This is a genomic window from Flavobacterium sp. CF108, assembly GCF_900129795.1.
GTDB lineage: Bacteria > Bacteroidota > Bacteroidia > Flavobacteriales > Flavobacteriaceae > Flavobacterium.
In genome coordinates this window covers 649,985-673,055 of record NZ_FQWW01000003.1, presented here as the reverse complement: position 1 = coordinate 673,055, position 23,071 = coordinate 649,985, and the positions used below count along the sequence as shown (strand labels likewise).

The 23,071-nt window shown below is 33.1% G+C and carries 20 protein-coding genes and 1 other RNA gene; 11 read left to right on the top strand and 10 right to left on the bottom strand.

Annotation, left to right across the window (positions count from 1 at the left end; genetic code table 11):
• Window positions 1-7 precede the first annotated feature (7 nt).
• On the bottom strand, window positions 8-3,205 hold the full coding sequence (locus BUE10_RS11610; RefSeq protein WP_159439060.1) for a SusC/RagA family TonB-linked outer membrane protein: 3,198 nt from the start codon (window positions 3,203-3,205) through the stop codon (window positions 8-10).
• A gap of 270 nt (window positions 3,206-3,475) precedes the next feature.
• Here BUE10_RS11610 and BUE10_RS11605 point away from each other — a divergent pair, with 270 nt between their 5' ends.
• The 3 genes from BUE10_RS11605 (at window position 3,476) to BUE10_RS11595 (ending at window position 6,856) form a co-directional block, all read left to right on the top strand.
• Complete coding sequence (locus BUE10_RS11605; protein WP_073485195.1) at window positions 3,476-4,528, top strand: sensor histidine kinase; 1,053 nt, start codon at window positions 3,476-3,478, stop codon at window positions 4,526-4,528.
• Complete coding sequence (locus tag BUE10_RS11600; RefSeq protein ID WP_053470164.1) at window positions 4,518-5,219, top strand: LytR/AlgR family response regulator transcription factor; 702 nt, start codon at window positions 4,518-4,520, stop codon at window positions 5,217-5,219. Before BUE10_RS11605 ends, BUE10_RS11600 begins: the two co-directional genes overlap by 11 nt.
• 170 nt (window positions 5,220-5,389) lie before the next feature.
• The gene (locus BUE10_RS11595) at window positions 5,390-6,856 is read left to right on the top strand and encodes an MFS transporter (RefSeq protein ID WP_073485193.1); all 1,467 of its coding nucleotides are present in this window, start codon (window positions 5,390-5,392) and stop codon (window positions 6,854-6,856) included.
• 118 nt (window positions 6,857-6,974) lie between these two features.
• On the opposite strand, the gene BUE10_RS11590 is transcribed toward BUE10_RS11595, so the two are convergent.
• From BUE10_RS11590 to ffs, 5 genes are all read right to left on the bottom strand, one after another.
• Complete coding sequence (locus BUE10_RS11590) at window positions 6,975-7,472, bottom strand: hypothetical protein (RefSeq protein ID WP_073485191.1); 498 nt, start codon at window positions 7,470-7,472, stop codon at window positions 6,975-6,977.
• A 90-nt stretch (window positions 7,473-7,562) separates the two neighbouring features.
• Window positions 7,563-8,219, bottom strand: a complete 657-nt coding sequence (gene fsa / locus BUE10_RS11585) for a fructose-6-phosphate aldolase (protein WP_056203046.1) — start codon at window positions 8,217-8,219, stop codon at window positions 7,563-7,565.
• A 243-nt stretch (window positions 8,220-8,462) separates the two neighbouring features.
• The gene (locus BUE10_RS11580) at window positions 8,463-8,675 is read right to left on the bottom strand and encodes a hypothetical protein (RefSeq protein WP_073485189.1); all 213 of its coding nucleotides are present in this window, start codon (window positions 8,673-8,675) and stop codon (window positions 8,463-8,465) included.
• 4 nt (window positions 8,676-8,679) lie between these two features.
• Window positions 8,680-9,483 carry an SDR family oxidoreductase gene (locus BUE10_RS11575; RefSeq protein WP_073485187.1) on the bottom strand — a complete coding sequence of 268 codons (804 nt, stop codon included), beginning with the start codon at window positions 9,481-9,483 and terminating at the stop codon, window positions 8,680-8,682.
• Window positions 9,484-9,634: 151 nt separating this feature from the next.
• Window positions 9,635-9,732, bottom strand: an RNA gene (gene ffs, locus BUE10_RS11570) — signal recognition particle sRNA small type.
• An 88-nt stretch (window positions 9,733-9,820) separates the two neighbouring features.
• Between ffs and BUE10_RS11565 the strand changes: the two genes are divergently transcribed.
• Window positions 9,821-10,870 (top strand): glutaminyl-peptide cyclotransferase, encoded by a 1,050-nt coding sequence (locus BUE10_RS11565; protein ID WP_073485185.1) that lies wholly within the window; start codon window positions 9,821-9,823, stop codon window positions 10,868-10,870.
• A gap of 117 nt (window positions 10,871-10,987) precedes the next feature.
• Window positions 10,988-12,223, top strand: a complete 1,236-nt coding sequence (hutI, locus tag BUE10_RS11560; protein WP_073485184.1) for an imidazolonepropionase — start codon at window positions 10,988-10,990, stop codon at window positions 12,221-12,223.
• A gap of 323 nt (window positions 12,224-12,546) precedes the next feature.
• Here the strand turns inward: hutI and BUE10_RS11555 are convergent, their stop codons facing one another.
• Window positions 12,547-13,428, bottom strand: a complete 882-nt coding sequence (locus tag BUE10_RS11555; RefSeq protein WP_073485182.1) for a hypothetical protein — start codon at window positions 13,426-13,428, stop codon at window positions 12,547-12,549.
• Between the two features lie 97 nt (window positions 13,429-13,525).
• On the opposite strand from BUE10_RS11555, the gene BUE10_RS11550 reads away from it, so the two are divergent.
• The gene (locus BUE10_RS11550; RefSeq protein WP_073485180.1) at window positions 13,526-14,572 is read left to right on the top strand and encodes a formimidoylglutamase; all 1,047 of its coding nucleotides are present in this window, start codon (window positions 13,526-13,528) and stop codon (window positions 14,570-14,572) included.
• A 124-nt stretch (window positions 14,573-14,696) separates the two neighbouring features.
• Window positions 14,697-15,944, top strand: a complete 1,248-nt coding sequence (locus BUE10_RS11545; RefSeq protein ID WP_073485178.1) for a DEAD/DEAH box helicase — start codon at window positions 14,697-14,699, stop codon at window positions 15,942-15,944.
• On the opposite strand, the gene BUE10_RS11540 is transcribed toward BUE10_RS11545, so the two are convergent.
• Window positions 15,941-18,127 carry a response regulator gene (locus BUE10_RS11540; RefSeq protein ID WP_073485176.1) on the bottom strand — a complete coding sequence of 729 codons (2,187 nt, stop codon included), beginning with the start codon at window positions 18,125-18,127 and terminating at the stop codon, window positions 15,941-15,943. The two genes, BUE10_RS11545 and BUE10_RS11540, sit on opposite strands and share 4 nt — an antisense overlap.
• Before the next feature lie 359 nt (window positions 18,128-18,486).
• Between BUE10_RS11540 and BUE10_RS24345 the strand changes: the two genes are divergently transcribed.
• Window positions 18,487-18,618: a hypothetical protein gene (locus BUE10_RS24345; RefSeq protein WP_255369094.1), complete on the top strand. Its 132-nt coding sequence runs from the start codon at window positions 18,487-18,489 to the stop codon at window positions 18,616-18,618.
• Between the two features lie 92 nt (window positions 18,619-18,710).
• Complete coding sequence (locus BUE10_RS24340; RefSeq protein WP_255369093.1) at window positions 18,711-18,836, top strand: hypothetical protein; 126 nt, start codon at window positions 18,711-18,713, stop codon at window positions 18,834-18,836.
• A 102-nt stretch (window positions 18,837-18,938) separates the two neighbouring features.
• On the opposite strand, the gene BUE10_RS11535 is transcribed toward BUE10_RS24340, so the two are convergent.
• Both BUE10_RS11535 and aroC read right to left on the bottom strand, forming a co-directional pair.
• Window positions 18,939-20,225, bottom strand: a complete 1,287-nt coding sequence (locus BUE10_RS11535; protein ID WP_073485174.1) for a dicarboxylate/amino acid:cation symporter — start codon at window positions 20,223-20,225, stop codon at window positions 18,939-18,941.
• A 51-nt stretch (window positions 20,226-20,276) separates the two neighbouring features.
• Window positions 20,277-21,335 carry a chorismate synthase gene (gene aroC, locus BUE10_RS11530; protein WP_073485172.1) on the bottom strand — a complete coding sequence of 353 codons (1,059 nt, stop codon included), beginning with the start codon at window positions 21,333-21,335 and terminating at the stop codon, window positions 20,277-20,279.
• A 188-nt stretch (window positions 21,336-21,523) separates the two neighbouring features.
• Between aroC and BUE10_RS11525 the strand changes: the two genes are divergently transcribed.
• Complete coding sequence (locus BUE10_RS11525; protein WP_073485170.1) at window positions 21,524-22,348, top strand: UDP-2,3-diacylglucosamine diphosphatase; 825 nt, start codon at window positions 21,524-21,526, stop codon at window positions 22,346-22,348.
• 157 nt (window positions 22,349-22,505) lie between these two features.
• Window positions 22,506-23,003 carry a hypothetical protein gene (locus BUE10_RS11520; RefSeq protein ID WP_073485168.1) on the top strand — a complete coding sequence of 166 codons (498 nt, stop codon included), beginning with the start codon at window positions 22,506-22,508 and terminating at the stop codon, window positions 23,001-23,003.
• Window positions 23,004-23,071 lie beyond the last annotated feature (68 nt).

Sequence of the window (23,071 nt, the reverse complement as noted above, 5' to 3'; positions counted from 1 at the left end):
TCTTTTTTTAGAATGCAACTTTAATATTAAAACCGTACGATTGTCTAAATGGTAATGAGCCATATTCAAAACCTTGTCCGTTTCCAGAAGTATACATTGACTCAGGGTCAATATTTGGAAGATCTTTATTGAAAGTCAATAAGTTTCTTGCAAATGCCGATACATAAATTGAACTTATTTTTGAATTACCAAAAACGCTTGATGGTATAGTATATCCTAAACTTATCTCTCTTAATTTCACATAAGATGCATCGTAAACAAATGGTGCTGGTGAATTGTTGAATACCGTATTCCAGTAATCCTGAGGGTTAATAGGTTTTGTATTTTTAACATAAACCGGATTAGCTGCTGTTCCTGTGTTTACAACTCCTTCTGCAACATAACCTGCTGTAGGAACCCATGTAGACTGGCTAAAGTTAGGATCATTAGCAATGGCTTCTGCTCTTGCATGGTTATACGCATCTCTGCCTTCTGTCGTTACATCTAAAAGTCCTTTTGTTGCAGCTAATGAATTTGTCATAGAGTATACATCCATACCAAATTTCATATCGATCAAGAACTGAAGTGTAATTCCTTTGTAAGTAAATCTGTTAGTTAAACCGGCAGCCCAGTCAGGAAGTCCTTTTCCTAAAGCTACTTTTTCATCTGTAAATAATGGTAAACCATTTGCAGCTACTACTTTTTCTCCATTTTCATTTCTTAAGAAATCTCTACCCATAATAGTTCCGTATTGTCCGCCAACCTGAGCCACAACAGCCGCTCCAGCCCAACGAGCTTCAGAAATAGTGTAAGTATTAATATCTGGATGCAATGAAAGAATTGAGTTTTTGTTTTTTGAGAAGTTCAAGTCGATCCCCCATTCAAAACTATTTGTTTTTATTGGAGTACCAGATAAGAATATCTCGATCCCTTCGTTACGCAATTTTCCAGCATTTACAGAAATAAACTCATATCCAGATGTTGCAGATGAAGGCAAATCAAGTGTTTGATCTGATGTATCTTCACGATATACTGTAATATCTGCTTTTAATCTGTTTTTGAAGAAAGCAGTTTCAACTCCAAACTCAACTCCTGTTTTTGACTGATAGGTTAAGTTAGGGTTTGGTGCCGCAGTATTTTTAATGTTTACAACACTTTGTCCGTCGTATGAAGAAAATGTAGTATAGTTCAACGCATTTTTATAAGCTCCCGGTGAATTCGAAACCTGTGCCCAAGATGCTCTAAACTTACCATACGAGAAAGTATCGTTTTGAATATTAAACGCATCTGAGAATACAAACCCTAATGAACCCGCAGGATAGAATGCACTTTCATCACCGCTGTAAATCACACTAAACCAATCATTTCTTCCTGTAAACTCAGCATATAAATATCCTTTATAATCTAATTTTGTAGATCCGTAAACTGAGTTTGTTCTAGTTTTTGTTTCAACCGGAGCATTTTCAGTTTTATTCACAAAATTACTGATGTACTCTGTACCCGGTTCAATAATTTTTGTTCCAAATCTTGAATTTTGTTCTCTTCTAAAATCTCTTCTTGCTGTACCTAAAATCCCAGAAAAAGTTAAATCTTTAGCTAGTTTAATATCGCTCAAAGTCGCAATAATATCTGTATTCATTTCTGATACATTAATATTGTTTAAACCAAGATATCCTTCATCTCTTCCTGGCCAGGTACTTCCGGCTGCCATGAAATCTTTTGCACTAAAAGCATAAGTATCAAGACCTGTCCTAAAAGTAAGAGCAATCCATTTTTTCAACTGATACGTCCCTGTAACATTTCCTATAAAACGATTTTTTACAGATGAGTTATGATTTTCTTCTGTCACAAAATATGGATTCAGCAAATAAACATTGTTGTTCCATGGATAAATCTGACCTGTATCATTATTTTTATAATTTTTCAGCCAAGCCTGATCAATGTTTGGAGCTAATCCGCTTAATGAATATCCTACGTTATTAGGAGAATCTCCTAAACCTGGTCTGTTATTCGTGTTTTCAGCAATATAATTTACGTTAGCATCCAAAGTAAATTTTTCTGATCTTAAAGTAGCATTCAATGTTGCATCGTTTCTTTCTAAACCTGATCCTGGAACCACGTCATCATTTTTCAGGTTATTGTAACCAAAACGTACAAATCCGCTGTCATTTCCTCCAGAAATAGCAATTCCGTTTGTTGTAGTAAACCCTGTTCCAAAGAAATCCTGAATGTTGTTGTTTACTTTTGCATACGGTTTCATTGAGCCATCAAATATTTTTACCTGCTGCCCTACTGATTCAGAAAACTTAGGTCCCCAGGCATTTGTAGTATAGCCGTAAATTTCTGTTGGGGCTCTTGTAGGATCCGGCAGTGCACCATTTGATCCTGTACCATACTCACTTTGGTAATCTGAATATTTAGCATTTACTCGGTCAAAATTCACCCCGCTTGTTAATTCTACGCGAAGTTTTCCTTTAGTTCCTTTTTTAGTAGTAATTAAGATTACACCATTCAAAGCTCGTGAACCATACAAAGCCGCAGCGGCAGCTCCTTTAAGTACCGTTAAACTTTCGATGTTGTTTGGGTTGATTCCAGAGATTCCATCTCCGTTATCACGACCGTCAAACCATTTACTTGTTGCAGCCTGATCATTATTTAAACCAGAGTTGTCAATAGGAACTCCATCAACCACATAAAGAGGCTGATTGCTTTCACCAATACTCGAAATACCTCTAATAATAACCCTTGTACTTCCTGCAACACCCGTAGCTGGTATAGAAACATCAACACCCGCAACTCTTCCTGATAGAGCTGTAGTTACATTGGTCGTAATAACCTTGTTTAACTGGTCTCCTTTTACATCCTGAACGGCATAACCCAATTCTTTTTTCTGTCTCTTAATCCCTAACGCTGTAACAACAACTTCATTTAAATTTTGTGCGTCTTGAGTTAGCACAACATCTACAGTTGCAGAAGATCCAACTGTTACAGTTTTAGTTTTAATACCGATATACGAAAACACAAGAACATCTCCTGCAGATGCCTGAATCGTATACACACCGTCATAATCGGTTTGACTTGCCGTTTTTGTACCTTGAATAAGAATACTTACACCCGGCAGCGGCAGACCATTTTGATCGCTTACCAAACCTTTGACCGTTTTTACCTGCGCAACAGACAATTGCGCCGTAAAGACAATCATAAGGATTAACATAATTTGTTTCATTTTTATCATGGTTTTTGATTAGTTAAGCGATAAATTTATTGTTAAGGGAGTGTTAAAAAAAATATTTTATACGAACAGTTAAATTTGTTAAACGAACGACATAAAACATTCAACATTATGCTATACGAAAACGTTATCCTATTTAAATAAGATATTAATTAGCTTTTTTTACAAAATTTTATTCAAAAGAATTGCGATTTAGCCAGTAATTGTGTAAAGTTGCACAGTAATTACAAAGCTTTACAAATAATAACAAAACGTTAAAAAAAGTTGAACGAAATTCAAAAACTAAAATTTGACATAAAACTGCAAAATCATATCTGGTTTTGGGGTTCTTATTTCGCTCTCAACTTTTTACGATGGGGCGCTTACTTTAACGACTATCCGTATTCGTTTAAATCGAACTTAATTGAGTTTTCGCTTCATATACCATTAGTATATTTTAACCTTTTCGTTTTAGTCCCAAAATATGTTCTTAAACAAAAATATATAACCTATACACTCGCACTAATTGTAAGCCTTTTTGGAATTTATTTATTAAAAACTGCGCTTACCTATTATATTATATCCGAAAATATCTGGCCGGAAGCCAACAGAGAATACCATCCTTTTGAAATCAACCATATTGTAGCAGTTTGTATTGGTGAATTGTACGTTTTGGCAATGGCGTCATCAGTGTACTTGACTTTAACCTGGCTTCGCGAAAGGGAAAGAAACAGATCTCTGAGAGAAAATCAGTTTAAAATCAAGCTGAAATATCTCGAAAATCAAATTCAGCCGCATTTCTTTTTCAATACATTAAATAATCTTTATGCCTTATCTTTAGAATCTTCAGATAAAGTTCCGGATGTAATTATCAAGCTTTCTAATTTGATGGAATATGTGCTGTATGATGTAAAAGGAACCAAGTTTGTACCGCTGATAAAAGAGATCGATTACATTCAAAATTATATTGAAATTGAAAAGCTTCGTTTTGAAAATGTGGAAGTTACCGTAAATTTAGAATCAAACATTGAAGACATTGTGGTTCCACCTTTAATATTTATTTCATTGGTCGAAAATGCTTTCAAACATGGCGGAGTCAATAATAATAACTTTAAAATTAAAATCAATTGTAAAGTTATCGACAATAAAATGTTAGACTTTGAAATCTTAAATAATTTTGTAATTTCACAAAATGTTAAGTCAAAAGGCGGCATTGGTTTAGTTAACACAAAGAAGAGACTAAAATTAATTTACAAGAATAATTTCAGTTTAAAAGACAAAATAAAACTGAATTACTATATAATTCGTTTGCAAATACCTATCCATAATGAAAATTAAATGTGTACTGATTGATGATGAACCCTTAGCAATCAAAGTGCTGCAGAATTATTTTAACAATTTTACAGATTTTGAAGTTATCGGCACATTCAATAATTCTTTAGAAGCTCTGGATTTCATAAACAGCACTTCTGTAGATGCCGTTTTTTTAGACATTAATATGCCCATGATGACTGGTTTTGAGCTGATAAGCTTAATCGAAAACAAAACCAAAGTTATCATCACAACCGCTTTTAGAGAATTTGCTGCAGAAAGTTATGATCTTGATGTTTTAGATTATTTAGTAAAACCTATTCCGCTTCCGAGATTTATCAAATGCATTAATAAAATTACAACCGAATTCAATTTAAAAAACAATATTAAAATTGATGTAGCCAAAGGCGATTCGCATATTTTTATTAAGGTTGATAAAAAGATGATGAAAATTAATATTGAAGAAATTCTTTTTATCGAAGGAATGAAAGAATATATAAAGGTTGTAACGCCTGATAAAACCTATATTACGCATAAATCTTTGACTTCATTATCTGAAGAATTACCGGCAGATCGTTTCTTACGCATCCATAAATCCTACGTTATTGCCTTAAATAAAGTCAAATCTATCGAAGGAAACCGTATTCAAATTCAGTCTTACACAATTCCAATAGGAAGAAATTATAGTAAAGACGTAAAAAACAGAATTCTCGAATAAAACTTTAACATTTCTAACTCTATATAAATTAACACATTGTTGAATAAATAAGGTTGTTCGTTTAAATTTAACATTATTTTCGATCAATAATTTTTTTTTGATTCATGTAACAAATATATTTACGGTCTTCAAAAAACAATTTTATTAAAAAATTAACCTTAATTACAATTATGAGTTCAGAAAATGTTCAAACCAAATGGGGACAGTTTATCTCATTGATAATCGTCTTCTTCTTTTGGGGTTTTGTTGGTTCTGCCAATGATATCCTGATTCCAGTATTCAAAAAAGTATTTACTTTATCTCAGGTACAATCACAATTAGTAGCCTGGGCATTTTATGCTGCATATTTTGTAGGTTCAATTATCTTCTTTTTAGTTTCTTTAAAATTAGATGTACTGCAAAAATTCGGTTATAAAAAAACACTTTCAGCTGGTTTAATTCTTTCGGCTGTTGGATCATTTTTATTCGTTCCGGCTGCAACAATGGAAAGTTTCCCTTTCTTTTTAACCGCTTTGTTTACTGTTGGTTTAGGTTTTTCAATTCAACAAATTGTAGCAAATCCTTTAGCAATTAAAATGGGAAGTCCTGCCACAGGAGCGCACCGTTTAACTTTAGCAGGAGGTATCAACTCATTCGGAACTACTATTGGAGCAATTCTTTTAGGTATTGCTTTATTCGGAATGGGAGATAACAAAAACACATCTCTTTCTTTAGAAGATATTAAATTGCCATTTATCATTCTTGGTCTTGCTTTTATCGTAGTGGCAGTTTTCATGAACTTCTCTAAAATCGAAGATCCGGAAAAAGAGGAAGAAGTTGTTAAAACAGCACACGAAAAATTCAACATTCTTGATTACCCACAATTATATTTAGGAATGTTAGGTATCTTTATTTATGTAGGAACTGAGGTAACTATCATTAGTAATTTACCAGCTTTATTACATACAGCAGAATTCGGAAATGTATTAGAAGATGCAATCGCACCATTTATCGCCCTTTATTGGGGAAGTTTAATGATTGGACGTTGGAATGGTGGTGTTAACGTTTTCAACACTTCTACTTTAGTAAATACGGCTTTAAAATTCATTGTACCAGCTTTAGCATTTGGAGTAATCATTGGAGCTAACATTTTTGCTGCACACGACGTTTCTTCATTCTACATTTACCCAATCTGGATTTTATTATTTATAGCTGTAAGTTTTGTTGGAGGAAAAAATGCCGGAAAAACTTTAATGCTTTTCGGAATATCAGGATTATTAATGATGGTTGCCGGATTAGCTTGGCCAGACCCTTCAATTGCTAAATTCTTCTTTATTTCTGGTGGATTATTCTTGTCAATCATGTGGCCTTCAATCTTCGATTTAGCGATTGCAGGTTTAGGTAAAAATACAGGAAAAGCATCTTCATTCTTAATTATGATGATTCTTGGAGGAGGAGTTATTCCTTTAGTTCAAGGAAGTATTTGTGATCTTGATGTAACAAGCCCAGGAGGAATTCTAGGAATTACATGGACACATTTCTCTTATATAGTACCACTTATTGGTTTTGCTTATTTAGGATTCTACGGTTTCTATTGCCCTAAAATACTAAAAAGACAAGGAATCAGCCACGTTCAAAGCGAAGGCGGCGGTCACTAAAATTTTAGAAATAACAATATAAAAAAAATCCAAATTCCAATTTTACAATAGGAATTTGGATTTTTTTATTCACAAAAGAAAACCTTAGTATCTTAGCAACTCAGAACCTTAATCCCTTTTATTTAGCATTAATAACATTACTCAGGTTCTTCTTAAAAATCTCCCTGTTTTGTTCTGATATTTGATAGACAACATCTTTATCTGCATGAACAATAACTTTCTCAATATTCTCTTCTGCAAGCGCTTGCGGATCTTTTATTTTTAAAGTACAAGCTCCATCAAAAAAGCCATCATCTTCAATAATTTTCTTTGCTTGGATAACAGTTCCATTGCTTAAAACAGCCGAAATCGTCATTTCTTTATTTAAGGTTTTAGAATAAAATCCGTCCATGACAAGAAGCAGTCTATACGAATTTTTCATTTCAGGGCCTTTGAATTCATGCCTTGTAATATTATACCGAAGCCCTTTTGCTAAAGGTTGAAATGCTACAGAACAATCTAATTCAAATGTGGCCACATCGCCGGCATCATTTACACTTTTCAATATTTCAGCCGTCTGTGCATTTATTGAAATACTAATGGCAAAAAAAGACAAAATTATCAATATCACTTTCATAATCAACAATTTAAGTTTCATATAAAAGTAAAAAAAATCGTCTTTTCTCGTTAGAAAAAAGACGATTTAATTTTTATAAGTATCTAAGGATTACTTGTTTCCTTTTTCGAAGTCAGCAACAAACTGAGCTAAACCGATATCAGTTAACGGGTGTTTCAACAATCCGTAAATTGCAGAAAGAGGCCCAGTCATAACGTCAGCACCAATTTTAGCACAATTTACAATATGCATTGTGTGACGTACTGAAGCAGCTAAGATTTGAGTTTCGTAACCGTAGTTATCGTAAACTTCTCTAATTTCCTGAATTAAGTTTAATCCGTCAGTTGAAATATCATCTAAACGACCCACAAACGGAGAAACATAAGTAGCTCCGGCTTTAGCAGCCAAAAGAGCTTGTCCTACAGAGAAAACAAGAGTTACGTTAGTTTTAATTCCTTTATCAGAAAAATATTTTGCAGCCATAACACCTTCTTTAGTCATAGGCAATTTTACAACGATTTGGTCATGTAATTCAGCTAATTCCTCACCTTCTTTGATCATTCCATCATAATCAAGAGCGTTTACTTCAGCACTTACATCACCTTCTACAAGATTGCAAATGTCAACATAATGCTTTAAAATGTTATTTTTTCCTGTAATTCCTTCTTTCGCCATTAATGACGGATTTGTCGTTACACCATCCAAAACACCTAAAGCTTGTGCTTCTTTAATTTGATCTAGGTTAGCTGTGTCAATAAAAAATTTCATAATTTATTTGTTTAATTAAAAATGGTTTCTTCGTATTTCTATTTTTGTAAATCTTTCTTCAAACAAAATATCTGAAGAAATTCTAGCTGCAAAATTACGAAATCAATATCAATAACCTTTTTAAAATTAAAACCATTTTCAAATTATATGTTAAAAATAAGTGTATTTTTTACATTTTTAAATAATGCAATACTTTTTGCAAATATTTTCTTTAAAAAAGATATATCAAAAAAATACACGTAGCTAAAAAACACTACTTTTAGAATTATTTCTATTTAATTCTTTCAATTCATCTCTAATTTCTTCCAGAACTTTTAAAGTATTTTCTTTATAAACTTCTGCATTGTTTATCTTATCGCTTATTTGTAAAAGTATTCTGCGAATTACTATCCAAACAACAACAACAATAATTAGAATCCAAAAAATCATAGGGAAATACGTAGAAATTTCATTCATTCTTTTATAATTTATAATGATTCATGAGCATTTTTTCATAGACTTTATCCGGAAGTGTGCGTTTCAAAATAATTGAAAATTTCTGCATGAAAACACCCACTTTGTAATGAATTTTTGGTTTGTCTTTTTGTATGATTTTAAAAATCGCCTCCGCCATTTCATTTGGATTACTTCCTGCATCAACATGTTCGTTCATGGTGGAAAGTGTATCTCCATATACTTTTTCGTAAGCAGAACCTTTTAAAACTGGCGCATGATAACGTCCAGATGCAATATTAGTTGCAAAATCACCCGGAGCAACGTTCGTAATTTCAACTCCAAATTGCTTTACTTCCATTCTTAAGGCTTCGGTAATTAATTCTAAAGCTCCTTTTGAAGCCGAATAAACACTTCTGTAAGGCAATCCCATATAAGCGGCAATAGACGTGATATTGATAATCAAACCTGATTTTTGCTCACGCATTTGTGGCAAAACAGCTTTCATTACTTCAATTGGACCAAAGAAATTTGTTTCAAAATTGTTTTTAATTTCTTCCATCGGAATTTCTTCCAAAGGTCCCGTAATTCCAACTCCAGCATTGTTAATTACAATATCTAATCTTCCAGAACTTTCTATAATTTTTGCAACAGCTGTTTTAATGGAATCAGCATTTCGGACATCTAAAGCAACTAATGGAAAAACTGAATTTAAAACTTTTTCAGGGTTTCTGCTCGTTCCATATACAACGAAACCTTTTGCATGTAAAAACTCTCCAATAGATTTACCAATTCCCGATGATCCTCCTGTAATTAAAACGACTTTATTCATTTTGAGTTTTGAGTTATAAGTTATGAGCTATGAGTTTGATGCAGAGAAATCTTTTTACTTCTAACATTTAACTTCTAACCCTACGAAAGGTCCAAAAATAAAAAAATCCTCCCGAAGGAAGACTACTTTTATACAAATTCTAAAAAATAAAAAGTGGCAAGCGACCTACATCGCACCGCTCAACCACGTACCCTTGCTATGTTCCCATCCTGGGGGAGTCTGCAGGAGCTGGTCGTGTAGGACTTGCCGGTGCAAATATACAATCTTTTTATATTTTTGCAAGAGCTTTGCTGCTATAAAAATATCGTTGTATATTGGCTTATTCAAATTTTAAACTATGAAAAAATATAACTTCCTAACTGTCATTTTATTAGGAATTACATTAATTGGATGTAATGGCACAAAAAAAGGTGAAAATTCTTTATTTACTATCGATGATTCTGCTTTTCCAGCGCATTTTCTGCCAAAAGAAGCGGTTTCAATTGGAATTTTAAACCCAAATTCGAAAGAAATCGACAGCATTGTTTACTTTGTTAACGACAAAAAAGTGGGAACTGCAAAAGGTGCTGAGAAATTTAAATTTGAGTTAAAAGATCAAAAATTAGGTTATCAATATTTAAAAGCTACTGCTTATTTTGGAAGTGATTCTTCTGATGCAACTAAACGAATTGAAGTTGTTTCTGATGTTCAACCTAAAGCATTAAAATATAAAATAGTAAATACTTTTCCACACGATCCAGAAGCTTTTACTGAAGGTTTAGAGTTTCATGATGGCGTTTTATTCGAAAGTACAGGTCAAAAAGAAGATTCATACTTTAGATCTGTTGATTATAAAACCGGAAAAGTAATTAAGCAGGTTGATCTTCCTAAAGAATATTTTGGAGAAGGAATTACTTTTATCAATGACAAATTATTTCAATTAAGCTGGCAGGAAAAAACAGGTTTTATTTATGATGCTAAGACTTTCAAGTTAGAGAAAACTTTCAAATACGATAAAGATATTGAAGGCTGGGGAATGACACATGATGACAAATATATTTATCACTCTGACGGTACTGAGAAAATCTGGAAAATGGATCCAAATACTCAAAAATTAATTGATTATATCAATGTATATTCCGGTTCTTCAAAAATTAAAGCAATCAACGAATTAGAATTAATCGATGGAAAATTCTATGTAAACGTTTGGCAAAAAGATGCAATTGCGGTTGTAAATCCAACTTCTGGCGCAGTTGAAGGAATATTAAACCTTTCTGATTTACGTAAATTTATTAAAGCTCCAAAAGCAGAAGTTTTAAACGGAATTGCTTACAATCCTCAAACTAAAACCATTTTTGTTACAGGTAAATACTGGGAGAAAATGTTTGAAATCACAGTTTCAGAATAAAAAACATAAAGAATAAAAACACGAATTTCACAGATTTCACGGATTAGTTCGTGATAATTTGTGACTCGACCGTAGGGAACAGGCGAAGCAAATTTGTGTTTTATAACAATATCCACAATGACAACATTAATAAAAAACATAAAAGAACTGCTTCAAGTCCGTGAAACTTCTGTTTCTAAAGTTTCGGGGGCTGGGATGGCAGAACTTCCTACGATTAAAAATGCTTTCTTAATTATAAAAGACAATTTAATTGCTGATTTTGGTTCGATGGAAAATTTACCCGAAATCAAAGTTGACAAAGTTATTAATGCTGAGGGTCGCATTGTTCTCCCGACTTGGTGCGACAGCCATACCCATATTGTATATGCAGGAAACCGCGAACAGGAATTTGTAGATCGCATTAACGGATTTACTTATGAAGAAATCGCCAATCGTGGCGGCGGTATTTTAAATTCGGCTAAAAAGTTAAACGAAACTTCTGAAGAAAAAATCTATGAACAGTCCAAACTTCGTCTTGAAGAAGTTATGCGTTTAGGAACTGGAGCTGTAGAAATAAAATCCGGCTACGGATTAACTATTGAAGGCGAATTAAAAATGCTTCGTGTAATTAAGAAACTGGCAGAAAATTATCCAATTTCTATAAAAACAACTTTTCTTGGCGCACACGCTTTTCCAACACATTATAAAGAAAACAAAGCAGGTTATATTGATGAAATTATAACTAAAATGCTTCCTGAAATTGCTCAAAACAAGCTGGCAGATTACGTGGATGTTTTCTGCGAAAGCGGTTATTTCTCTGTTGAAGAAACAGAAAAAATTATGCAGGCCGGAATTGAATTCGGCTTAAAGCCAAAAATTCATGTGAATCAGTTTAATTCTATTGGCGGAATTCAGGCTGGAGTTAAATTTAACGCGCTTTCTGTCGATCATCTTGAAATAATGAATCCAGAAGATATTGAAGCTTTAAAAGGTACAGAAACTATGCCGGTTGCATTACCGTCTTGTTCGTATTTTTTAAGCATTCCGTATACACCGGCACGCGAAATGATAAAAGCAGGTTTACCTCTCGCATTAGCAACCGATTTTAACCCCGGTTCTACTCCATCCGGAAACATGAATTTTGTTGTGGCAACGGCATGCATTAAAATGAAAATGACGCCAGAAGAAGCCATTAATGCTGCTACAATAAACGGCGCCTACGCAATGGGACTTTCTGATACGCACGGAAGTATCACAAAAGGTAAAAAAGCCAATTTAATTGTGACGAAACCAATTTCATCTTACTACCAAATTCCTTATGCTTTTGGAAGCAATTTGATTGAAGATGTTATTATTGAGGGTGAAATTATATAATAACTTATACATACGATTCGCAACGGTTGAAACCGTTGCCTATATCACAACATCAATAATTATACATTCTTCAATATAGCCCGTGGTTTCAACCACGGGAAACATATTTTCAAACGCCACATATCCGCAACGATTAAAACCGCTGCCTATGCATATAAAATAACATTCTCAAATATAGCCCGTGGTTTCAACCACGGGAAACGTATCGCTAAACACGCTTTCAGCCAAACACCAGAAAACATAAAAATTAAAAAAGGTCTGTGAAGAAAATCACAGACCTTTAATATCTTAAGTGGTATTTTTACTTAAACGACGATGAGAATTTATCTCAAGCTGAAACTAGTTTTAGAAACTAATTCATCATTATCAAAAACATTGATAAAGTAAGTTCCTTTAGCAAAATCTTTTCCTGGTAAATCTTCCGTAACATTTACAGTTTTGTTTTCATACTTTACAGTAGTTTTAAAGCTGTATGTTAAAGAGTTGTCACCAAAGTTCTCCGTTTTTTTCTCGCCCAAAACGTTATTTTTTGCATCGATAACCTGAACATAATATGTTTTATCTCCAGATTTTGCAATTTGGTTTTCAGCAATTGTAAAACTTACTTTTAAAACATCAGCACGGCTTGCTTTGTCTGTTTCAATTTGTTTTCCAGAGCTTCTTAATTTATAAGCTGCAGTTTTAGTGTTCGTAATAGATAATTTAGAACCTCTTTCAACTGTTTTTGCAAGCTCTTCATTTTGACCTACAAGTACTTCGTTATATTTTTTAGACTCCCCTAAAACTGTAATTGTACTATCTCTTTGAACTGTTAAAACACCATTTTGTTTTTTCAATTCGTCATTTTCAGCAACAAGAGTTTTCATTTTGCCCTGCATTGCCTGAACTTGAGATCTGTATTTAGAAACGTCACCTTTAGATTTATTTAAATCTGCCATTAAAGCGACAACTTTATCTCTTTCCTGAATTAATTCATCAGACATTGACGTGTTTTCAGCAATTGCAGCATCGTAAGTTGCTTTTAATTCCTGTAAATCTTTCATAACAGATTCTTTTTCTGTCATTGACGTTGTCAATTCTGTTTTAACCACTTCAGTATCAGAAGAAAGTTTAAAGATATACACTAAGCTACCAATTAGTAGGACTGCTAAAACCGCTATAACCGCTTTTAGACTTGAATTGTTGTTGTTCGTTGGGTTTTCCATATTGAATAATTTTCTTTAATAACAAATTTAAGAATTAATATATCTTAATAACGTAAGTTGTAACAATTATATTATTTTTGGAAAATAAATTTTTTTCATGGAGAAATTAGTTCCTTTTACTGTCAATGATTTGGCAAAAGTCACAAATCATCGTAGTGGTGAAATAAAATTCGGAGAAAAAATGATTGTGCTTCCTAAAGAAGTAGATAGAATCAAGTTTTTGCAAGAATCGGAGGCGAAGTATGTGTTGTTAGGAATTCCTGAAGATATTGGTGTACGAGCGAATTACGGAAGACCCGGAGCGGCATCTGCCTGGAAAAGCGCTATTAAAAGCATTGCAAATATTCAGCATAATAGATTTTGTAAAGGAAGTCAGATTATTATTTTAGGACACTTAGATGTTTCTGAAGAAATGCGTGATGTCGAAAAATTAGATTTTAATGATATCGACGATCGTTCTAAACTAAGCCAGTTAGTCGAAAAAATCGACAAAGAAGTTTCGCATATCATATTTACTATAATTAAAGCGGGAAAAACTCCAATTATTATTGGAGGCGGTCATAATAACGCTTACGGAAATATTAAAGGTTCGGCTTTAGCCAAAGGAAAACCTATTAATGCCATTAATTTTGATGCGCATTCTGATTTTAGGATTCTGGAAGGCCGTCACAGCGGAAATGGTTTTTCTTATGCTTATGAAGAAGGTTTCCTTAAAAAATACTTCATTTTTGGGCTTCACGAAAATTATACTTCAAAAAGCGTTTTAGATATTATTAAAAAACTTGAAGATCGTGTTCGTTATAATACGTATGACAGCGTAAATATTCGCAAGGAAAAAGATTTTGAGAGGGAAATGGCTCTGGCTCTTGAATTTATCAAGACAGATTCATTTGGAATTGAAATTGATTTAGACGCAATTCCTAATATCGCCAGCAGCGCTATGACAATAAGCGGTTTTTCGGTAGAAGAATTAAGACAGTTTATTTCATTTTTTGCACAGCACAGAAATGCGACCTATTTACATATTTGTGAAGGCGCGCCAGATCTTGCCGATTCTCCAAACAATAATTTAATTGGAAAATTAATTGGTTATTTAGTAACTGATTTTATAAAAGCGAACAACGAAAAAGATAAAATTTATTGAAGAGCAAGTGGTCTGCAGCCACATATTTCCCAAATAATAGAAGATTCAAATCAACGGTTAACTGAATAAACCTATCTTTGCACAGAATTTAGTACTTAAAACTAAAGTTCTTAATTAGTAAGATATGTTATTCGAAGATTTATCACTTTCAAAAAGTATACAAAAAGCCGTATTTGAAGAAGGCTACCTAAACCCCACTCCAATTCAGGAAAAATCGATTCCGATTGTTTTAGCCGGAAGGGATTTAATTGGCTGTGCTCAAACTGGTACGGGAAAAACTGCCGCATTTGCTATTCCAATTATACATCAACTGCATCGAATTGTAGGTTCATCAAAAAAAGCCAAAGTAATTCGTGCTCTTATCGTTACCCCAACTCGTGAATTAGCGGTGCAGATTGGACAGAGTTTTGACACTTATGCAAAATATACCAATTTAACACAATTAACGATTTTTGGCGGGGTTTCTCAAAATCCGCAGGTTGATACCTTAAAAAATGGTATTGATATTTTAGTTGCGACTCCGGGTCGTTTATTAGATTTACAAAAACAGGGTTTTCTGGATTTGAATCATTTACACACTTTAGTTTTAGATGAGGCCGATCAAATGCTGGATATGGGTTTTATAAACGATGTAAAAAAGATTGTAAAACTTACACCTAAAAACAGACAAACTTTACTTTTCTCTGCAACAATGCCTCTTGCAATTCGCGAATTGGCAGAAATGTTTTTGCAAGATCCTGAAAAAGTTGAAGTTTCTCCGGTTTCATCAACTGCTGAAAATGTAGAGCAGCGTATTTATTTTGTTGACAAAACAGAAAAAAGAAACTTATTATATCATTTGATTAAAAACGAAAATTTATCAAATGTGCTGGTTTTTTCAAGAACGAAACATGGTGCGGATAATGTTGTAAAAGCACTTCGCAAAAAAGATATTCCGGCAGAAGCGATTCACGGAGATAAATCGCAAAATGCGAGACAACGTGTTCTGGATGCTTTTAAAAACAAAGAAGTTGGCGTTTTAGTGGCCACAGATATTGCAGCGAGGGGAATTGACATTGACCAGTTACCGTATGTGATTAACTTTGATTTACCGAATATCCCTGAAACGTATGTTCATAGAATTGGCCGTACCGGACGTGCAGGAAATGGCGGAATTGCGATTTCATTTTGCGGTAAAGACGAAGAGCCTTACTGGAAGGATATTAAGAAATTAATAAAAGTAGATGTAAAAATCATTACAGATCATCCTTATCCATGGCATGCAGGAAGTCCAGAAGCCGGCGAAAAGCCTAAAAATTCAAACCGAAGCGGCGGTGCTCACAAATCGAGAAAATCGAATGCTTCAAAACAAAATAAAAAACGCTGGTATTAACCAGCGTTTTTTGATTCATTTATAAGGTAATTTAAAATCTTAAACAGCTTTACAGGTTCAAAAGGTTTCACGATAATATCATTCATTCCTGATGAAACTGCTTCATCTGTAATTTCATCTTTATCAAAAGCGGTTAAAGCTACAACCGGGGTTTTTATACCAAGCTGGCGAATTCTTTTTGTGGTTTCAAATCCGTTCATTAACGGCATATTAATATCCATCAAGATAAGATCAAATTCTTCTTTATCTAATATTGAAAGAGCAGCAAAACCGTCATCAACTACTTTGCAGACAAAATTATTTTTTTCAATAATTTTCTTGGTTACTAATTGATTAATGAGGTTATCTTCGACAATAAGAATTTTGTAGATATCGCTTGAAGTTAAATCGACTTCGATATTTTCAATGATTTTTTTTGTTTTGAGAGGATCATGTTCAAAAGGAATAGAAAATGAAAATGAAGTTCCTGCACCAAGATCACTTTCTAGACTGATCGAGCTTCCAAAAAGCCCTAATAAGCGTTTTACAATGCTTAAACCTAATCCTGTTCCCTGGTAATCTTCTTCTTTTCTTCCTACCTGAACAAATTTCTCGAATATTTTATTTTGATCGACAGCAGCAATTCCAACACCATTATCTTTTATCAAAAAATCCAGATGATAAAACTTACCTTCTATCCTATCCAGTTTAACTCTAATTTCAACTTCACCATCTTTAGTAAACTTTAAAGCGTTGCTTACGAGGTTCATTAAAATTTGAGCCAGACGCAGTTTATCTCCAATTAAATATTCGGGGATTGCGTGATCAATTTCAACATTAATTTTGTTGTTATTTTTTTGAGATAAAAAAGAAAGTGAATTCTTGATCACCGTTATCTCATCTGAAATATTAAAAGTTAAACTTTCCAGAACGACTTTATTCTCTTCAATTTTATTGATTTGCAAAATATCATTTACAAGAGATAACAAATATCTGGCAGAAAATTTTAAAGCACTTAAATGTTCACTTTGAGATAACTCTTTGTGTTCTTCTAAAAGCATATTGGTTATCCCGACAACGCCATACAACGGAGTACGCAATTCGTGGCTTATCGTAGAAATAAATTGAGTTTTAAGCACAGAGGCTTCTTCTGCCATTTCTTTTGCTTTTAGAAGCTCTAAATTGTGCTTTTTCTTAAGTCCGATATTCTTAATTAAGGTTACAATTAAAAAAAGCAGAATCAACGAAATAAGGATAAACAGGATTACAATGATCCTTGATTTTTTTAAACTTTGTAATTGAGATGTTTTTTCATTTTCAATTTTCTCAATCTGTCTTTTGTATTCATCCAGTTCTAAGTTTAAACCCGCTATAGAGGCTTTTTTAAGCTTTTCCTGACTATAGAGTTCACCTGTAATTTTATTATATATAACCAGATTATTATACGCTTCTTTGTGTTTTCCTATTTTACTTAAAAATTTTGAATACTCTAAATGCGCATATGCCAAATCTGGTTTTTCATCTTGAGACTTACCGCAAGAAATTGCTTTTATAAAATAGGCAGTTGCTTTATCATTTTCATTTTCACTGGCCCAATACATTCCATTTAAAAAATTTAAAGCAATATCATTTGATTTTCCTTTTAAATCATTTTGATGTTTATTGATGTATTGCAAATAAGGTAATCCTTCTTTATAGTTTCCAATCTTGAAATACGACCAGACTATATTAAGATTGGTTATGGCAACTTCTTTGAGGTATTTTTGCTGTCTTCCAAATTTTAATGACTCTTTATAATACGTAATTCCGTCATTGTACATTCTTTTTTCAAAAAAATACAAATTACCTAAATTACTGGTTATCATCATTCTTAAGCTAACAATATTAGATCGTTCTGCGTAGAATAATGCCTTCTTATAAAAAAATACAGCTTTATTAACTTCGCCCAAATCGTGAAAATTAATTCCGATTATGTTGTAATTCCTTGAAATCAGCGTATCATTTTTTAGATCAAATGCATACTGCAGGGCAATTCCGGATTTCTTTAAGGATTTTTCGTAATTAGTTTCGTCTAAATAATCGCAAGCTTCTTGAGTTATGTCTTTAACTTTTATAAGAGATACAGCATGGTTTTGAGCTGGCGACTCAAGACATAGTATGTTTAAAAAAGTAAAAATTAAAAAACAAAATCTATAATGAAGCATAATTTGGGATATGTTTATTCAAATATACATTATTATCATAATACACAGTAACAGTATTGCCTTAATAACCTAAAGATTCAATAATCATTCTACTATTTTTCGCTTCTAAAAATACTTAAAAAAGGCATTTAAATATTTATGAAACTTAAAGTTTATAGGCTTAAGTTACTATTCTCAACAAAAACTCTTTCAAAGCTTTAAAACATTGCAAGACAAGATCTTTACTTTTAATGTGCTTTTTATTATAAAATATTTAATAAAAACATCATAATCATGAAAAATAATGCTATTTTTAACAAAATTAAGAAACACAAGCCCCAAGTGTTTTAGAAGATTGGAGCAACTAAAATTAAAAAACTATGTTAGAAAACTTTTTAAAATTTGCAGAAACAGAAAAATTGACTAAAACACAACAAAAAGCAATCACTGGTGGTGAAGCACTAGCTCCAGAGTCAGAAGATTCTAGAAAAGGTAAAGTTGCAGCAAAATAATTTATTAGTTGATTTTATTCAACTTTTATAGAAATAAAAAAACACATGCCCCAAGTGTTTTAGAAGATTGGAGCAACTAAAACTAAAAAACTATGTTAGAAAACTTTTTAAAATTTGCAGAAACTGAAAAATTGACTAAAGCACAACAAAAAACTATTACAGGCGGTGACACACCAGCACCTGATGAAGCTGATAGAAAAGGAAAAGTAGCTGCTTAATAAGTTTATGGACTGATTTTGTTCAGCCGCAAACTATTATAAAAATAAAAAACCGTAACAAACAAAAGTCTGTTACGGTTTTTTTATGTTTTAAAGAATATATTAATTCTCTTCTGCTATATCCAATTTCTCTTCTTTACCATCTTCCCATTTTCCAACAACCGAAGTTGCCAGCGCGTTTCCAAGTACATTTGTTGCACTTCTAAACATATCACAGAAATGGTCAATTGGTAAAATCAAGGCAATACCTTCAACCGGAATTTTAAACATTCCGCAAGTCGCTGCAACAATTACTAAACTTGCTCTTGGTACACCAGCAATACCTTTACTGGTTAACATTAAAACCAAAAGCATAGCCATTTGCGTCCCTACATCTAAATGAACGCCATAAAATTGAGCGATAAAGATACTGGCAAAAGTCATGTACATCATACTTCCGTCAAGGTTAAACGAATAACCTAATGGCAGCATGAAGGCTACAATTTTGTTTTTAACACCAAAATCTTCTAATTCCTCTGTTAATTTAGGAAAAACGGCTTCACTGCTTGTTGTTCCAAAAGCAATCGCTAATGGTCCTGTAATACGTTTTAATAATTCGGTCATTCTTCCTTTTAAGAAAATATAACCTACTACAACTAAGACTACCCATAAGGTCCCGATACCTACTAAAAATGATCCGAAGAATTTAAAATAAGTAATAATTAATTCTTCTGCATCTCTAATAGCAAATACTCCTGCAATGGCACCAAAAACTCCAATTGGAGCAAAGTTCATTACATAGTTTACCATTTTTAAAACGATATGCGAAGCTTTATCAAAGGCATTTATAATTGGTTTTACCGTACTTCCCAATGAAGCAGCTGCTAATCCAAAAAAGATAGAAAATATTACAATTTGCAAGATTTCATTAGTTGCCATTGCTTCAAAAATACTTTTAGGAACAATATGCTCAACAAAATTTTCAACAGATAATATTTTTGTTTTAGCTGTAACTTCGCTGGCAGCAGCCATATCAACATGATCAAGCTTTAAACCAACACCCGGTTCTAAAATATTTACAAAAAATAATCCGATTAATAAGGATACAAAAGAAGCTGTAAAAAACCAGCCAAGTGCTTTTCCTCCAACTCTTCCAACAGTTTTAATATCACCTAACTTTGCAATTCCTACTACTAATGTGGTAAAAACTAAAGGCGCAATAATCATTTGTACTAATCTGATAAAGATCGTAGCCAGCATTTTTATTTTATTACTAAACGATACTGCTGCTTCTTGTGAAATTGAATTATGGATAATAATTCCCAAAACTGCCCCAAGCACCATTGCAATTATAATTTGCCCCGTTAATCCCGAAAAAAATGATTTCTTTTTAGTTTCTGTAATTTGCATTAATTTACTTTTAAATTATTAAAATATAAGACCCTCACTGTCTTACTTTTATTAATATGTTTTGTTGATTAAATAAAAATCAGCCAAAACAATCGCAGCCATCGCCTCAACGATTGGTACTGCACGAGGCACCACACACGGATCATGACGTCCTTTTCCGGTCATTGGTGTAATATTTCCTTTATTATCCAGAGAATCCTGAGTCTGCATGATAGTCGCAACAGGTTTAAAAGCTACTCTAAAATAAATATCCATTCCGTTGCTTATTCCGCCCTGGATTCCGCCAGAAAGATTTGTTTTTGTAGTTCCGTCAGGATTATATAAATCGTTGTGTTCGCTTCCTTTCATTTCAGAACCAGAGAAACCACTTCCGTATTCAAAACCTTTTACTGCATTGATTGAAAGCATTGCTTTTCCTAATTCTGCATGTAATTTATCAAAAACAGGTTCACCTAAACCAACCGGAACATTTTGAATTACACATGAAACTACACCGCCAACAGTATCTCCCTGCTTGCGGATATCACGAATATATTCTTCCATAATAGCTGCCGATTTTTCATCTGGGCAGCGAACAGGATTGCTTTCGATTTTAGAGAAATCTAATTCCTGATAAGGTGTATCTAAATGAATTGGGCCAACAGAAGAAACGTAAGCATTAATTTTTATTTGAGGAAGCATTTGTTTTGCAATTGCACCTGCTACTACTCTGCTTGCTGTTTCACGCGCAGAACTTCTTCCGCCGCCGCGGTAATCACGAAAACCATATTTTTGGTCATACACATAATCAGCATGACTTGGTCTGTAATTATCTTTTATATGCGAGTAATCGTCTGATTTTTGATTGGTATTTGGGATAATAAAACCAATTGGTGTTCCGGTCGTTTTTCCTTCAAATATTCCAGATAAAAACTGAACCGCATCTGGTTCTTTTCTTTGTGTTACGATAGCCGACTGCCCCGGTTTTCTGCGAGACATTTCAACTTCAATCGCTTCAAAATCAAGCTGTATTCCTGATGGACAACCGTCTATAATTCCGCCTAAAGCTTCACCATGAGATTCTCCAAATGTTGTAACTTTATATAGGGTGCCGTAGCTATTTCCTGCCATTGTAATTTGTTTTGAGCAAATGTAAGTTTTATGAATTAAATTAAAAAATTAAAAATTGGTAATATTAATTAAAGATTAAACACTTTAAAAATCACAATTTATTAAGATTGCCTCCGAATTAGTAACCTTTTGATAAAACAAATTCTGATAGATTTTCTTTCATTTGTGGAACTTCAAATTAAGAAAAATTGAAAAAACGAAATGTCGAATTGGTCATTATTTCTGATGTCCATTTGGGAACTTACGGAAGCCACGCTAAAGAACTAAACAACTATTTATCAAGCATTAAACCTAAAATTTTAGTTTTAAACGGAGATATAATTGATGCATGGCAGTTTAGAAAATCTTATTTTCCTAAATCACATTTAAGAGTAATCCAGCGCATTATCGGGATGGCTTCTAAAGGCACAAAAGTGTATTACATTACTGGAAATCATGACGAGATTCTTCGAAAATTCAGCGACATGAACATGGGAAATTTTTCTTTGGTCGATAAATTAGTTATAGAATTAGACGATAAAAAGGCCTGGATTTTTCACGGAGACGTTTTTGATGCATCTGTACAGCATTCTAAATGGATTGCAAAACTAGGCGGATTAGGTTATGATTATTTAATTTTGATGAATCGTTTTGCTAACTGGTGTCTGGCAAAATTAGGCCGCGAACCTTACTCTTTTTCTAAAAAAATAAAAGCCAGCGTAAAAAAGGCTGTAAAATTTATTTCGGATTTTGAAACTACAGCAACTGATCTGGCTATCGAGAAAAATTACGATTATGTAATCTGCGGGCATATTCATGAACCAAAAATCCTTACTAAAGAGAACAAACACGGTTCTACTTTATACTTAAATTCTGGCGACTGGGTCGAAAATTTAACGGCTCTTGAGTATCATAAAAAGCGTTGGAAATTATACTCATACACCCATACAGACTTTACAGAAGAAGAAAATCTTTTTGAAATGGAAGATATTTTGACCTCTCAAATGCTATCAAATATCATTCTTAAAAAGTAAAATGCGCCAGTATTTACAAGCATTCACAAAGGTTAACTATTTTAAGTTTATGTAATTTACATTTACAAAATGTGAATTATATAACAATTTCTAAAAATGTTATACGTTCTTACATAGAGTACGATTATACATTTGAAAAAAATTAATTAACCATTTTATGAAAAAGATTATTTTATCTGCCATTATGCTCTTGGGATTAGCATTTACGGCTCAATCTCAAGAAATTTCAAAACACGCTTTAGGATTACGTTTAGGAGACAATAACGGATTTGGAGGTGAAGTATCATATCAGCTGGGATTGAACCAAAAAAACAGACTTGAGTTTGATTTAGGCTGGAGAAACAGCAGTGATGTAGACGCTATAAAAGCTGTTGCTCTTTACCAATGGGTTTGGAACATCGATGGAGGATTTAACTGGTACGCTGGTGTAGGTGGTGGACTTGCTGCCTGGGATCACGATTATTACAACAATAATTACAGATACAATGACAGCGGAACTTATGTTTTTGCGGCCGGAGATATTGGTATCGAATATAGATTTAAAGAAGTGCCTATCACACTGTCATTAGATGCAAGACCTGAAATCGGTTCTGGATACTATGACGATGACAATTTCGGATTTGACGTTGGTTTAGGTGTCAAATTCAGATTCTAATTAAAAATAAAAAATAATTGTAAGAAGAAACCTGTCGTTGTAATGCGACAGGTTTTTTTTATGTTTTG